Genomic DNA, 16,429 nt, shown 5'->3' on the forward strand with positions numbered 1-16,429 from the left:
ATGGAAAGTATTATTTTTGTTATAGGTCAACTTTAACAGAATTTACTCAGAAGAAAAATTTTATTAGTCGAACTTATAAAAAAGGTGTTTATGATGAAAAAAAACTATTGGAAAAAGAAGATCTTTTTGGACTAATTATTTTTGAATGTAATGGAGATTTAAACATAAAAGATATCTACATCTCATACAAAAAGAGATGAGAAATTGAGTTATTATTTAAGCAATTTAAAAATGTACTAGAACAAAACGAAGGAAATGTTCAGGGAAATTACAGAATAATAGCTACTGAATTTATTAATTTTTTATCATCTATAATGCTTTGCAGAATAAAAAATTACTTACTTGAAAATGGTGTTTTAGAAAATAAAACAATTGGTCAAATTTTTAGATATTTATCAAAAGTAATGAAAAAAAGAAAACCAAGAGTAAGAGAAGAGTGGGATGATGTTGAAACATTAAAATATATTAAAGAACTTATTAAAGTTTTAAAAATATAGTGTCTGAAATTGGGAATTTTTTAATATATATTACATTATTTAAAAAAATATTATTTATTTTTGAAAATTCTTCTGGAATATCAAAGAGGAAGATACGGTAGAGAAAGACTAAACCAGGACAATTTTTTTATTATAAAAGAACCATTATTAATTTAAAAGGGTTATATAAGATGAAATCATTAAATTCTATTATTATTATTGATTTAAAGAAAAACAAATCGAAAAACCATAGTTTAATATATAAAAAAGAGTTTGAGATTCTAATAGATATTTTATTTGATGATGAAGAATTAATAGATCTACAAATAGTTACTATAGACAGTTCATTATTTTTAGTAGTAATAACAAACAAACGTTTAATTCTATCTAAAAAATTAAGTTCATGAAATAAAAAAATTGTTCAATGTGGATTAGAACAATTAATTGATATTAAAGTTAATGTTATAAATAATAATAACTCAAGTTGTGTGTTAATTTTTGAAAATGATCAATTTATTAAATTAGAAAATATTCAATTAGTGGTTTTAAAAGAATTTACTAATAAAATTTTTAATACTAGAAATGAGTATATTAACGGGTCTTAGTAGCTTATAGATAATAATTATCTAGAATACATATTATTTAAAATATAAATCCTTTTTATATAATTAACAGCACCTAATTTTATATTTTTTACAACAATAACTTTGATAATAGATATGATTAAAGTTTACTTTTTGATATCTTAGGTTTATTTTGATATATATTTTTATCAAATATTATATTATTTCTAGTTCATTATTTGATTTTATGAATTTCTTTCTCTAGTTTTAGCATCAAATTTATTAGCTTATAAAACTATATCTAATGATTCTTTGTTCATGGATTAAATTAATGTTTTAAAAAATCTTTCAATTAAATTAAAATATTTTAAAAGATTTATATAACCTTTAATGATAAAAACATCTTTTCACTTATAATACTCAATGAACTTTTTATAATATTTATCCAACTCTTTTTTTATGTGCAAATAATTTATTATTAACTTCAGTAAAAAAGACTCACACCTTATCTGAAAATTCATTAAAAAAGTCTGTTATGTAATTTGCAAATAATTCTTCTTTATCAGGTCTTGACATTCATTCTACTGTTACATAAATTGGATTTTGTTGTTTATTTTTTTGAAAGATCTTTGAGTTTTCACATATAAACATAATTTTTGTTGGATCAGCAACAATTAATTGTGCTATCTCATCAACTTTATTTGAAAAATCAATAACTTGTTGTTCTGAAACCCCACTAAATTTTATAATTGGCATAATATTATTTTCCTTTCATTTTTAATATCTTTATCTTTATTATACTAACTAATAAAAATACTCTCGATTTATAAGTTGAAATTATTATTATTTATTAAGTATTTAACTCTTTTAACTGTTTTTGTGCTATTTTAGTTAAAAAAATAGTGTATATTTCTGGAATACTTTAAATAATTAATGTTACAAAAGAAGTTAAGAAATTGAGTTATTTGCAAATAAACAAAAAACAAAAACTATATAAGTTTATAACAATGAGTTATAAGAAAACCGACTAACTTATAAACATTATTAGAACTTTTAATAAAAAAATAAACTACGAATTATAAAAAGATAACTTAGGATGAAAAATTTTATATATGTAATGTTATTTGTTTTTATGCTTAAACTGGTAAACATAGAATTAACAAATAAAAGGGAGTTTGTTTTGGTGTGTAGCTTATATCAATCATAGTAAAATACTTTGTAATATTATTTTTTTTGGTGTAAAAAATAAAAAACACCCAAATTTATATTGAGGTGTTTGATTAAAATTATTTATACAAATAAAATATTAAAATTTAATATTGAAGTTTAGATATAGAATTTCACACTTGATTTGGTAAGTATTCAGCTCGAGCTCAAACATGATGTGTTTGACCTTGTGAATCTACTACAATATTACAGTAATTACCATGAATTGGGTTTTTACCATCAATAAATCCAAAATGACTTGTACCATTTTGTTCAAAATATGTTGTTCATTTATTTAAATTGTTTTTAAATTTATTTTTACCAAAAAGAAATCATCTTGCTTCTCTAATATTTCATAGTTTTCATCCATCATTATAATTATATTTTTTTATAGATGATGATCTATCACCCTCCGGGATATGTTGCCCATCTCCAAACGTTTCTGCGTCTTGAAACATTGAGGTCATATCTGCTAAATTTTGAACGTCTCACATGCTAATATCTTGGTTGAATTTTTTTGCTCTAGCAAACATATTCGATGTAAATTGTAGTTTTTTTGTATTTCATCTATCTAGTGGTTTATTAAATTCAAGTGCAGAATCAAACATATGTTTCATATTTTCTACATTATCAACTCTTCATGAATTTAAATTTTGGTTGAATTTTTTAGCACCACGAAACATTTCTTGCATAACAGCCACACCTGAAGTGTTTCAACTAGATATATCTTGATCAAAAGTCTCAGCATTTCTGAAAACTGCTCACATATTAAATATTTTGTAAGTATTTCATTTTTCAATACCTTTAATAGTTTTAGTTTTATGACCTTCAAAAGCATTAGTTAAAGATTCTATTTCACGTGGTAAATATTCTGGAACTTTATCTAAATGTGTAGGCATTTTTACAATTCTAACAGCACCATCTCGATCAAAATAATAACCTATTTTATCTATTCTTTTAATTTGACTCATATTTGATAAATCAATTTCATTAGTTTCATAAATTTTATCATCATTACCAATATAAACGGTATTTGCATATTGTTTATGGTTAATTGTAACTTTTCGTTCAATTTCCATACCATTATAATTTCATTTTATAACCCCATTTTTTATATGGTTATAAGGATCATTAATACCAACTAATTGTAGATCTTTTTCTATATTAGTAAATCATGGATATTCTTTTAACTTAGGATCTTCTTTTAACTTAGAAACTATATATTTTAAAAAACCAATATGAGTAAAACCTATTTTTTTATCAGAATGATTTTTTTCTAAACTCTCAAATTCTTGTATTTTTTTTAAAATAGGTTGTATAAATTTAGAAAGTAGGTTGTTTGTTAAAAATAGTTTTGGTCAATATTGTTTATTTGAATCTAAGGGACTTGAAGTAGCTCAATTTTTTAAACTTTCTCAACTTTCTCAATTTTCTCATTTTTCTTTTTTTTGTTCATTTGGACTAATACTAATTAAATTTCATTTCGAAATATCTTGATCAAACGATCTAGCAAGATAAAATATTGATTCCATATTTCTAACATTTGAAACATCTCATTTGTCAAGCGGTTTATTAAATGCGAATGCTTGAGAGAATGTTCATTGCATATTTGCTACTTTTGATACATCTCAAGCAGTGTATTTTTCACCATTTTGTTTTTGTACTTCTTTTGTATTGATATCTCGATCAAAACTTAATGCTTTTCAAAACATAGAATACATAGTAGTTACATTTGATGTGTTTCATTTAGAAATATCTTGATTAAAGTTTTTAGCTTCAGCAAACATTCAACCCATATCAGTTACATTTGATGTATCTCATTTGTCAAGATTTGTTATAGAAGATGATTGAACTTGTTTAAATGCTGAAGATAAACTTCAAATAAAACGTGGTAGTTTTTCAGGAACTTTATTAGTAGTATTTTTAAAACTTTCAATTTTTCCATTTGCCCCATAACCTATTTTAATACATTCATCATTTTCGTATTCAGCTTTTTGTGTTTCTGGTCAAACTTTTGTTATATCTAATTTAAGAGTTATTGATTTAGTTTTAACTACAACATTTATATAAGTGGTATCTGGTCTTGGTTTATCGATTGGACTAACATTTTTTAATTCAACTTGATCAGAAAACCCTTTTTCTTTTAACCTTTTATTTAATTTATCAATAATATCTTTAAATGTTCATTTAGCTCAAATATCATCTTTAAATTCAGAGTTTCATATATTATCAACAATAATTTGTTTTATTTCTCTATTTTCTCTTTTTAATAAATCTATTTCATTTTTTTGTTTTTCAAATGAAGATCTTAGTTGACTAACTTCAGTGCCTAATACCCAAAGTCTTGCATTAAGTTGTCCTCTTTCTTCATTTAATTCTTGATTTTGTTTAGCAAGTGATGATACTTCAGCTTCTAGTTTTTCAACTTTAGCTTCAAGTTCTTTAACACTATTTTCAAGTTGTTGTTTTTGTTCTATTATCTCTTCTTGTATATCTTTAATTTCATTAATTTTTGTTTTTAAAGTTTCAACTTGTTCTTTTAATGTTTTAATTTTATCTTTAATTTGCTCAATAATGTTTTTATTTTTATTTAAATTATATTGGCTTTTATTAGTTGTATTATTAACAATACTTGGTATTAAAATAACTGGTTGTGCAATAAGTCCTATTAAGAAAAGGTATTTAAATAACTTCATATAATTCCTTTCTATTTGTTTTATATTCTTATGTTTTTTTAATAATGAAATATGTTTTTATATTTTTTAAACATTTATATTATAGTTACTAAAAAAAAAAAAAAAAGACTTGACAAAAATCGAATGTTTGTATCTAGTCTTTTAAATAAAAGGTAATAATTTAAAATAAGTATATTATCAAAATAAGCATTTAGATCATTATAAGCTTTAAAGTGAAGTTTTAAGGTGTTTTTATAAAGTTATTAACTTATTTGTTTTTAATTTTGTTAAATATCTCATCAAATATTAAAGTCTGAAATATTTGCTGATTTAAAAACTATATTAAAACTAATTTTCAACCAATTAAGAAATGAAATTGAATAATTTATTAAATGATATAACAACAAAAGAATCTTAAAATATTAAAAAATGTCCTAGTTTAATTTTTTTAATTTTATTAACAAAAAACGAGACATTTTAATTACTACCGGTTTTTTATTAGTAATTTATAGCAATATTTTTACGTGGTAATTTATAGCAATATTTTTGCGTGGTAATTTATAGCAATATTTTTGACTAAAATATTATAAAATAATTTTGTATACAAAAGATTTATTAGTTAGGAGAAAATAATGGAATTAAAAAAACAATCAAGAAAGTCATTAATTATATTAATAGCTTTTTGAGCGTTGGTTGGTATTACTTCAACTACTATTTATGAACTTGAATGGTTTGTACAAAAAGTTGTTCTTTTTAATGGATGACTAAAAACTGATCTTTCAAAAGATAGTGTTAACATACCAGGTATGGCTCCTTTTAATTTTGGTAGCTTAGGTGTTAATTCTATTCATAAATTTTATGAAATATTAACAAGTAATGATGAAACTAATGTTGCATTCAGAACACTTAGTGAATATTATAATCACAACATAAATCAAGCTTTTAAAATTGAAGGAATGTTATTTGCAGCAGCTGGATTAGCAGCTTCATTTATATCTGGTCCTTTATTGGTTTTTGCTATTACTAAAAAGCAAAAATATAAAATATTTATTTTACCTATATTACTTGCATTAGCAATTTTTATGTTGTTTGTTATGCCTTTGATTTCAACACTTATTTTATTAATAACAGTGTTTACTCCGGTATTTGCATTTTTATATGCATATAGAACTGCACTAGATCCGTGAGCTACATCAATCGCTCGTAAGACAAATGTTAAAATTGCTTTCGTTCGTAACTTCTATTCAGTAGGAGGAACAATTGGTTCTATTTGTATAACTCAAATGCTTTTCCAATTAAATTCATATCAAGATTCATTAACTTGAAAAACTGCTTATCCATATTATTTAGTTGGTGCATTTGTATTATTATTAGTTATTTTCTTAGTATTTTTTATGCCAGATAATGCGTTTAGTGAATCACACGTAAATCAAGAAGATATAAGCGAAAAAAATTTAAAGAAGTTAAAGAATCAAATGAATTAGATAAACAAATTACACTAAAACAAGTTATTTTTAACAAAAACTTCATAGTAGGTCTTATTGTATTTTTAATCTTAATTGGTGTCGTTCAAGCATTTAACTCAATTTGAACTAATACTGTTGAAAATTTAACTTCATCTACAAAAGAAGTTAATGCTCCAAACCAATTAGGATACCAAAAAGCATTTGCTTTAGGGCCTCAATTATTATTAACATTCTTAATTTTAAAAATAGTATCAAAAATTAGTTTGAAAAAATTCTTAATTTTAACTTCAATTCTTTCATCACTTAGTTTCCTTTTAGTAGGAGTTGTTGTTTATATTGTTAAACCTGCTCACGTTACAATTAATAGTTTAATTGGTGGAATAGGATATGCCGTTACTGGAACACTAGCTATTGCATTAGGTTATGAATTTGTTTCAAGAGTAACAACTCCTCACACAAGACCAGCAACATTTGTTGTATTTAACTCATTAACTTATGGTTTTGGAGGAATTATATTTGTATTTATTAACTCATTCTTATCTCGTGTTACATTCTTTGGAATTAATGGAACAAATGGAATGTGAGTATGATTAATCTGTGGTTTAGTGATGTTATTTGCAGTATTTATCTTAATCTTTGCATTTAAAGAACCTAAGTTTATAACTAGAGAAATTGATGATCATACATTTGATGAAAATAAAAATTCAAAAATGTCACATTTCAATAAAAAAGCTAATAAATAGAAAAGGTGTTTAATATGATTTCTTTATACATTTGAAAACTAGTAAAAGACCGTATGTCTCAAAAAGTTACTTACCAAGATTCATTAGATTTTGAATATAAACTTGCAAAAGAAAATGGATATAGTTTTGATAATATAGACCTTTCTGGATTAGAAAAAGAACATAAAACTATTCAAACAAGATTTGGTGATTTAAAATTATTTAAACATGGTAATGGAGATAAAGTTGTTGTTTATTGTCATGGTATTTTATCTAACAACCGCAACGTTATTAAACTTCTAGATTATTTTATTCCTAGAGGTTATACAGTTATTGCTTATGATAATTTCGGATGAGGAGAATCTGAAAAATTCGGAAAATGTACTTTAGGAGTCAAAGAAGCAGATCTATTAAAAGATGTTATTGACTTTGTTAAAACTAATCTAAAACCTAAACAATTAGTTGTTTATGGAGAATCAATGGGTGGAGGAACTGTTTATAGTTACCTACATAAATATTCAAATCAAAACATTGATAAATTTGTTGTTGATGCTGGGTATAATTCATTTTTTGACAACGTTCAAAAATTAGCTTTTGATAAAGTTAGTTATGGTGTTTATTTAACTTATTTATTACTTCCGATATTATTTAAAATTTCAAAATGACCGGTTAAAAAATTTAACAAGTTAGAAGATTTTAAAAAATGAGATAATGTGTTACATTTACATTCAAAAAGTGATGATTTAGTTTCATATAAACATGCTAAGAAATTTATGGATAATTTACAAAACACTCATGTTTATGAAAAAGATATTCGCCATTGTTGTGGAATATTTTATGCTAGAGACGAACATTACAAAGTATTAGATTCTTGATTAGATATCAAAAAAGTTGAAGAACCAGTTGTAAAAGAAGTTAAACCAAAAGCTAAAAAAACTTCTTCAACAAAATCAACAACTAAGAAATCAACTAAAAAAGCAAAATCAACAACTAAAAAAAGCTTCTACAAAAGAATCAAAAAATAGCTAAAAATAAATAAAATAGTTCAAAAATAATTTTCATAGAACTAATAAGGTTTTTTATTGAAATAATGTAAAATTAATAAAATATTATTCTTAAATTATTAATAAAAAGTTTTTGGAGCTTAATATGTTTAAAAAAAGATTTTCAATAATAAGTTATTTGTCAATGTTTAAAGATCTTAACTATTTAACAACAACTGCTTTAACAACTGCACTATTAATAGCTTTAGCTTCAACAACTTCAATGATTAATCTAGGGGTAGCTAAATTTCAGATTGCTGATGGTGTATTTTTATGTTTAGCTTGTGTTATTCCAGGTCCTATGATGGCTGTTAGTGGAACTTTATATGCTATGATATTTGACATAATTTCAGGTGGTGTTATGTTTGTTCCAGCTTCATTAGTTATTCATTTAATTATGTTTATTTTAGTAAAATTATTGATTAAAAGAATTCCAACTTTTTTAGTTATTGTGATTGCTGAATTGCCTATGTTTTTACACATTTTATATAGTTTTAGTATTACATGATTTAATCAAGGTTTATCAATAGCTAAAACAGAAGCAATAAAATCTCTGATTACCGATGCTATTCAATATGCAGTTTCTGTTGGTTCAGGGATTGTATTATGTATTGCTTTTTCAACTAAAAGCATGAGCAAGGTATTTGAAAATATTACTCCTAATAGTGATTTTGATATTAAAAAAGAGAATAGACTTTAAAAGGTCAATTCTCCTTTTAATTATTTATTCTTGTTATTGTTGTAAATATATTTAGTACTTCTACCATCACCTTTTTTAATAATGATGTTTTCATCTAATAGTTTATTAATTATCTCAGTTGTTCTAGATCTTTTAATATCAATATAATTCTCTAAATCTTTTCTTGTAAATTCTAAATGACTTTTTATAAAACTCATAATTAGTTCATCTCTTGATTGTGGTTTGTATGAAATTGTTTTGTTATAACTATTATTAAATTGTGATTGTGTTAGGTTTAAGTCATTTGGTTTTTGATAATCTTTAGATCTCTCATAATTTAAATTTCAAAGTATTATTTTAAACATTTTATCATTTGATAGAAATTCTGGTTTTAAAGTATTATTATAATTTTCTTGATTTGCATATAATTGTAGAATTTTTGATATACCACTACCTCGTTTTTCCATATAGTTTAATCTTGAAAAGATGTCAGCCAGAATTTCATTTCTTCTTCTTGAAGCTATATTTCATGTTAGCAATTCTTGTATATTAGAACCGTCAGGCATTCCACCAGGAGAAATTATTTCAATCCTGTCATCATATATATCAATATCTATTTGACTTCCTTCTATTGAATAATCTCTGTGAATTAAAGCATTCACTAGTGCTTCTCTTACTGCTAAAAAAGGATAGTCTGGATAATTTATTCTTTTGCGATCACCTTTTTCAGAGATTGTTTTATTATATTTTTGTATAAAATCCTCACATTTATGAAAAATTGTTAATAATCCACCTTCGTTAAACTCATTTGTGTCTATTATCACTTTTTGCTCTGAATATTTATTTAAACCATTCCACCTTGTTAGATAAACTTTAGATGAATTTATATATGCTTCATCAGCTAATAAAGCACCAGCATTTGTTAAAAAATCACCACTAACAAGACCTAATGATTCAAGTTCAGATTTTCTTGTAATTTCTTGACCAATTTTTTTTAATTCAAGATTTAGATTTTTAAAACTTGCTTCATCTCACTTTATTATTGTTTGTAAACGATCAAAAGGAGTGTTGCTTGATTTTATAAACAATTTTCTTAATTGATCTCGATCGGCTTTTACGCTTTGATTACCCATTCTTAGGTATGCTGCTGAATCACTTTTCTTTGAATATAAATAAGGAGGGTTATCTCCCTTTTCAATAATTAAGACTATAAATTTTAAATCATTTTCTTGTTCTATTTCAATTTTAAAATCTAATTTAGGATCTATTCTAGTTTTTATAGACTCACTAAGTTGTTCTGCTGTAAGTTGTGGATTTTTAAGACCTACTACTTGATGATCGTCATTTATACCTATAAAAATTTTACCTCCAACAGTGTTAGCGAAAGCACTTATAGTGTGCATTATATTGTCTGGATTTTTAGGATCAAAACTTTCTTTGTATTCTATTGTTGTTGTTTCTCCATAATGTTTGTACTTCATACAAAACCCCCCCTAACTATATTCATTTATATATATTCTACCACTCCGGTAGATTATTACTGCATAACCGGTAGAAAATTAACACAAAACCGGTAGAAAACACATTAAAATGGTAGAAAATCACTTAAATACCGGTAGAAAACACACCAAAACGACATAATAGTGGTAGAAAAAAACAAAAAAAACGGTAGATTATTACTGCATAACCGGTAGAAAATTAACACAAAACCGGTAGAAAACACATTAAAATGGTAGAAAATCACTTAAATACCGGTAGAAAACACACCAAAACGACATAATAGTGGTAGAAAAAATCAAAAACCGGTAGATTATTACTGCATAACCGGTAGAAAATTAACACAAAACCGGTAGAAAACACACTAAAATGGTAAAAAATCACTTAAATACCGGTAGAAAATATTACATAATAATTAAAGCAATATAATATAAACGGTCACAAATAAAATTACAAAAAACAAACTGATAAAAAAATATACTTAATTTATACTTTATAATCTTAAAGAAAGGTTTAGGGAGTTTTGTATGAAAAATATTATCGAAGATATTAAAAACAATCGTAGAAAATATCTAATTAGATTAATATGTTTAATTTTAGGATTCTATCTTTTTTCACTATCAATTGCCTTATATGCTGTAACTAGTGTTGGAGCAAGCCAAGTTGATTTTACTAACTTTGCTATTTTAGGTATTTTTGATAAATGAGCAAATAAAGATTCTGGTCTTGTAGAATTATCACAATATAAAATAGCATTAACTTCTTTGTATTTATTTTTAATGATTTTATCAGCAATATTTTTATCAGTTTCTATTCTTAAAAAATATAAAGTTGAGAAAAATAAAAAATTATGAATAGAGTTAGTTGTATTAATAGTTTTAGATTTAATAGTTATTTTCACTATGCCATATCTTATCAATGCTCAAATTGCTATGTTTGGAAAAATAGGATACAACGAATGAATGCTTAATTCATCAACACAATATCAATTTAGAACAATATTCTTTTTAATTGCTTATGCATTATATATCTTAGGTCTAACATTTTGAGTTCACTCAGGATGATTAATTAGTCCTTATAATTCAATTAATAATAGTTTTATGAAAATGACAAAATTACCATTTAATACTTCAAGAGTTTTAATGGATATTTTAATTTTCTTACCAGGAGTTATTATACTTTTAGTTAACCCTGTAAGTTGATCAATAAAAGGACAATTCTTGTTAAATTATTTAAATATTGGAACAATTATGTTTGTTTTTGCTACAGGTCCATTATTAGGAAAAACATTAAATGTTTTAAACAAAATAACAAAAATTTATTAATTTGTCTTAAAACGGTTCATCCGTTTTTTATTTTAATCAGTTTATTGATAGGTATGGTTTGTCTACTGAAAATTTTAAATTTTATATAATTAAATTTAGGAGATTAAACATGAAATCAAATTTTAGATTTAAAGATTTTTCATCCAAAACAACTGCATTATTGCAAAAATTTGGTCGTGGACTAATGTTACCAATTTCAATATTGCCTTTTGCTGGGTTGTTATTAGGAATTGGTGGAGCAGTCGGTGCTAACTTTTCTCATGATCCTACAGCAACAACGGTTGCTAGTGCTTTAAAATCAATGTCAGATATAGTTTTTGCAAATCTAGCTATATTATTTGTAATTTCTATAGTAATCACTTTTACAAATGATTCTGGATCTGGTGCTTTTATGGCTATATTAGGATATTTGGTTTTTAATTCTACTCAAACACCATTTATTCACTTTGATAACGATGGAAAATTAGTTGATATTTTCTACTTCCATAAAGGTGAAATATTAAATTCGATTTTAGCTGTTAATTTAGGAATTAAATCCTTACAAACTTCATTATTTGGAGCAATTGTAGTTGCAATAGTTATTGTTGTTATTTATAACAAATTTAAATATATTCAACTACCTAATGCTTTAAATTTCTTTTCAGGAATAAGATTCTTACCTATTTTAATTATTCCTGCAATGTTTTTATTATCAATATTATTTTTAATATTCTGACCATGAGTTGGTCAAGGTATAGGTCATGTTGGAGTTGCTCTACAAAAATCACCTAGAGGATTAGATGGATTTATTTATGGTGTATTAGGTCGTGCATTAATGCCTTTTGGATTACGTCATATTGTTATTACATTAACTTATCAATCTGAATTTGGTGGAGTATTAATGCTTGACTTATTAATTGAAAAATTAAAAGAAGCAAAATTAGATCAAGCTCAAATCGATACAATAATAAAATCATTTAATGATGTAGCTAGAGATGGTAAAAGACTTATTGGAGATCAAAATATTTGAAACTTTATAAACTCAATTTCACTAAATAAAATTAACGATATACCTTTATTTCAATGATTTGATAAAGAATTAAATGTTAATGCAGGAAGATTTACTCAAGATTATCCTACTTATCTAGGAACTTGTATGGGAATAGGATTAGCGTTTATATTTACTTCAAATAAAAACACAAGAAAACAAACTATTTCAGTAATAGCAAGTGCAATGGCTGTTTCATTCTTAACTGGAATTACTGAACCACTTGAGTTTACATTCTTATTTATTACTCCAGTTTTATACTATGCAGTTTATGTACCTTTCTCAGGATTAAGTTATTTATTTATGAACTTAGTTGGTGCTCATGTTGGAGTAGGTTTTGCAAGAGGATTTATTGATTTATTAGTGTATGGAGCTTTACCAGTATTAAAAGGAACTAGATTCTATTGAGCATTTATATTTGCTTTATTACAAGGATCTACTATATTTGTAATATTCTACTTCTGAATTATTAAAAAAGATCTTGCTACACCAGGAAGAAAAGGTAATGAATTAGGTTTAATTAGCAAAAAAGATTATCAAAAATTAAAAACAAATCAAAAACAAAATGCTGAACAAAGAATTGGAGATATTATTAAAACTTTAGGTGACAAAACAAATCTTGAATCAGTTTCAGCTTGTGCTACAAGATTAAGAGTTGTTGTTAAAGATATTAATTTAGTAAATAAAGAAGAATTAAATAAATTAACAAATATGGGATTTATAGTAAAAAACAATAATGTTCAAGTTATTTTCGGTGGAGAAGCAACAATCATTTCAGATAAAATTAACGAGGTTTTAAAACAAGATTAATAAATGTTTTATCTACTAAAAAGTGTTATGTCTTTATAATATAATTAAAATATTGATTAACTATTAAGGAGGAACTTTATGTTAGATATAAATTATATTGAACAAAATTATGATGAAGTTGTTAAAAGGTTAAACATGCGTAACCAACAAGATTATTCATCAGATTTAAAATTCGTAATTGAGAAAAATAAAAAAAGAAAAGAACTATTATTAAAAGTAGAAAAAATTAAAGCAGAAAAAAACCAATTATCTAAACAAGTTGGAGTTTTTGTTCGTGAAAAAAAACAAGATGAAGCTGAACAAATTAAACAACAAGTATCTAAAATGAATTCTGAAATTCAAGTACTAGATGATGAGTTAAAAATAACTAATGAAGAAATGATTACCAAACTACAATACATTCCAAACTTACCACATAAAGATATAACTTTTGGAAGTGACGATAATGATAATGTAGAAATTAGAAAATCAAAACACACCAAACTAGTACAACACAATACTCCACACTGAGAAATTGCAACAAAATTAGGATTAATTGATTTTGAAAGAGGTACAAAATTAAGTGGTTCAAGATTTTTAATTTATACTGGATTAGGTTCAAAATTAGTTAGAGCAATCGCAGATATTTTATTATCAAGACATGAGAAATTTGGTTATAAAGAAATATTCTGTCCTTTAATTGTTAATACTGAAATAATGAAAGGAACAGGACAATTACCAAAATTCGCTGATGATATGTATAAAGCTGGTGATCAATGATTAATTCCAACAAGCGAAGTTCCTTTAACAAATTTACACGCTGGTGAAATTCTTTCAAGTGATGTGTTACCTTTAAAATACACTGGATTTACTCAATGCTTTAGACAAGAAGCGGGAAGTGCTGGTCGCGACACTAAAGGTATGATTAGATTACATCAATTTAATAAAGTTGAATTAGTTAAAATAGTTCATCCAGATCAATCTATGAATGAATTAGAATTATTAGTAAAAGATGCTGAAGACATTTTAAATATGTTTGAATTACCTTATAGAGTTGTTGAATTATGTAGTGGTGATATTGGATTTAGTGCGACTAAAACTTATGATTTAGAAGTATGATTCCCTGAACAAAATAAATATCGTGAAATTTCTTCTTGTTCAAATTGTTGAGATTTCCAAGCTAGAAGAATGCAAACAAGATTTAGAGATGCTGATGGAGAAGTTAAATTAGTTCACACATTAAACGGTAGTGGAGTTGCAATAGATAGATTAATCGCTTCACTTTTAGAAAACTGATGAGATGGAGAAAAATTAATATTACCTCCAGTATTAAGACCTTATTTTAACAATCAAGAATACATTAAATAATTAAGTAGCTTTGCTACTTTTTTGTTTTTAAGAAAAAATACATTTTTATAATATATTATTAATATTGTATTACTTAATTCTTGGGAGAAATTTATGAGAAAAAAAGAGTATCAAAAAGAACCTACATTTTGAAATATTTTTGTTTTTATAATGCTGATCACTTTTGTTGGTTTTGGTGGTGGTAATGCTATGATGCCTGTTATCAAACGTTATGCTGTTGATAAATATAAGTGATTAGATGAAGATGAATTTCACCATAATGTGGTTTTAACAAATATGCTACCAGGTCCTGCTGCAATTCAAACTACAGCTTATATATCCTTTAGAACTTTAAGTAAATTTAAAGCTTATTTAGTTGTTAGTTTAGCTTCAATGCCACATATCATTTTAGCTGTTGGTCTAATTTTTGCATTCAATAAAATACCAGGTCAATATTTAATTGCTGTTCAAACTGGAGTTTTAGTAGCAATTGCAGGAGCACTAATTGGTTTTGGGTGAAACTATTTTAAAAAAGGTATTAAAGTTATGAAACTAAGTTTATGAATGATTTTATTTTTAGTTAGTTTATCATTTTCTTTATTTATTCCAACTCCTTATAATGTTCCGGTATTAGTTATGGTTTTAGTTATTGCTATTTATTCAACAATCTTTGTAGTTAAAGCAAAAAGAACAAGAAAATCAATGGCTAGAAAGGATGTAAAATAATGACTGCTTTTATTGCGTTTTTTGTATCCTTATTGTTACTTATTTTTGTTTCATTATCAGTGTTTGGTGGTGGACAGGTTTTTATGCCAATATTTGTTTGAATGTGAAAATCGCTAGAAAGTTGGTTTGGAATTAATATCCCTGAAGATCTTATAAATACCGTTTTTGCAGTTTCTAATTCAACTCCAGGAATTTTAAGTCCTAAGTTTGCTGCTATTACTGGATATATGGTTGCTCAAGGTCAATGATGAGGATTTATTGCAATGATCTTTACATATTTAGCATTTGTATTACCTGCTATTTTTATGATGGACATTGCTTTAAAATATTCTAAAAAATTTCATCAATCAAGTTTTTTTAAATCATTAATTAATATTATGAATCCTGTTGTCAGTGGAATTATTATCGCTCTAGCTATTGAAATATTTTTAAGTTGTATGTTTCCTTATCTAATTTTTAATAAGTCAGCAAGTGAATATTTAGGAATTATAGATCCTTCAAAATCAACACCTAACATGAAATTTTTTAGTGGATGAAGATTAATTGCTTTATATTGTTATGTTCCAATAGGAGTTGTTGTAAGTTTTTATTTATATCTTAAAAAAATACCAATATTTGGATTAATATTTGCAAACATAATAATAAGTTTAATATTATTTGAACCTTGATTAGCTTAGATTTGCTAAAGAAAATAATCTTAATATAGTAGAAAATGCATTTTTATTTCCAAGTGATGAAAATCATAACATAAAACGAGAAAAAATAGGATGCGTTAGTATTGTGTTCTTTCAGAGATTTTAAATAAACAAAGTTGTGGTGTATCAGTTATATTTAAATAGTGTGAAAAATGTATAAAGAATATCTTAAAAATAACTATAAAAGAATAAT

11 protein-coding genes and 2 pseudogenes are annotated in these 16,429 nt (G+C 24.9%); 10 read left to right on the forward strand and 3 right to left on the reverse strand.

The genetic code is table 4. The features are described from left to right. Positions 1–497 (forward strand): annotated as a pseudogene (locus tag AB668_RS04375) (IS1634 family transposase); the annotation flags it as partial. 170 nt (positions 498–667) lie between these two features. Next, a complete protein-coding gene (locus tag AB668_RS04380; protein WP_050517786.1) occupies positions 668–1,081 on the forward strand; it encodes a hypothetical protein in 414 nt (137 codons plus the stop codon). A 399-nt stretch (positions 1,082–1,480) separates the two neighbouring features. On the opposite strand, the gene AB668_RS04385 is transcribed toward AB668_RS04380, so the two are convergent. Together AB668_RS04385 and AB668_RS04390 are read right to left on the reverse strand one after the other, a co-directional pair. Further along, entirely contained in the window at positions 1,481–1,795 is a 315-nt protein-coding gene (locus AB668_RS04385) for a DUF1904 family protein (protein WP_050517787.1), read from the reverse strand. 557 nt (positions 1,796–2,352) lie between these two features. Beyond that, positions 2,353–4,941, reverse strand: coding sequence for a BspA family leucine-rich repeat surface protein (locus AB668_RS04390; RefSeq protein WP_050517788.1), 2,589 nt, complete (start codon positions 4,939–4,941; stop codon positions 2,353–2,355). Positions 4,942–5,552: 611 nt separating this feature from the next. On the opposite strand from AB668_RS04390, the pseudogene AB668_RS04395 reads away from it, so the two are divergent. The 3 genes and pseudogenes from AB668_RS04395 to AB668_RS04405 all read left to right on the forward strand — a co-directional run bounded on the left by AB668_RS04395 (position 5,553) and on the right by AB668_RS04405 (position 8,851). Further along, positions 5,553–7,129 (forward strand): annotated as a pseudogene (locus AB668_RS04395) (hypothetical protein). Between the two features lie 14 nt (positions 7,130–7,143). After that, positions 7,144–8,133 carry an alpha/beta hydrolase gene (locus AB668_RS04400; RefSeq protein WP_050517789.1) on the forward strand — a complete coding sequence of 330 codons (990 nt, stop codon included), beginning with the start codon at positions 7,144–7,146 and terminating at the stop codon, positions 8,131–8,133. Between the two features lie 124 nt (positions 8,134–8,257). Continuing rightward, positions 8,258–8,851: a hypothetical protein gene (locus tag AB668_RS04405; RefSeq protein WP_050517790.1), complete on the forward strand. Its 594-nt coding sequence runs from the start codon at positions 8,258–8,260 to the stop codon at positions 8,849–8,851. A gap of 20 nt (positions 8,852–8,871) precedes the next feature. On the opposite strand, the gene AB668_RS04410 is transcribed toward AB668_RS04405, so the two are convergent. Continuing rightward, positions 8,872–10,311, reverse strand: a complete 1,440-nt coding sequence (locus AB668_RS04410) for an RNA-binding domain-containing protein (protein ID WP_050517791.1) — start codon at positions 10,309–10,311, stop codon at positions 8,872–8,874. A gap of 543 nt (positions 10,312–10,854) precedes the next feature. On the opposite strand from AB668_RS04410, the gene AB668_RS04415 reads away from it, so the two are divergent. The 5 genes from AB668_RS04415 (at position 10,855) to AB668_RS04435 (ending at position 16,218) form a co-directional block, all read left to right on the forward strand. Further along, entirely contained in the window at positions 10,855–11,652 is a 798-nt protein-coding gene (locus AB668_RS04415; protein ID WP_050517792.1) for an SPE_1075/MLC_0560 family membrane protein, read from the forward strand. Positions 11,653–11,761: 109 nt separating this feature from the next. After that, positions 11,762–13,489 (forward strand): PTS transporter subunit EIIC, encoded by a 1,728-nt coding sequence (locus AB668_RS04420; protein WP_050517793.1) that lies wholly within the window; start codon positions 11,762–11,764, stop codon positions 13,487–13,489. A 78-nt stretch (positions 13,490–13,567) separates the two neighbouring features. Next, entirely contained in the window at positions 13,568–14,836 is a 1,269-nt protein-coding gene (gene serS / locus AB668_RS04425) for a serine--tRNA ligase (RefSeq protein WP_050517794.1), read from the forward strand. 93 nt (positions 14,837–14,929) lie between these two features. After that, positions 14,930–15,541 carry a chromate transporter gene (locus AB668_RS04430; protein WP_050517795.1) on the forward strand — a complete coding sequence of 204 codons (612 nt, stop codon included), beginning with the start codon at positions 14,930–14,932 and terminating at the stop codon, positions 15,539–15,541. Beyond that, entirely contained in the window at positions 15,541–16,218 is a 678-nt protein-coding gene (locus tag AB668_RS04435; protein WP_050517796.1) for a chromate transporter, read from the forward strand. Before AB668_RS04430 ends, AB668_RS04435 begins: the two co-directional genes overlap by 1 nt. Positions 16,219–16,429 lie beyond the last annotated feature (211 nt).

Origin of the sequence: Mycoplasma sp. HU2014 (genome assembly GCF_001199495.1) — a bacterium.
GTDB lineage: Bacteria > Bacillota_I > Bacilli_A > Mycoplasmatales > Mycoplasmataceae > Mycoplasma.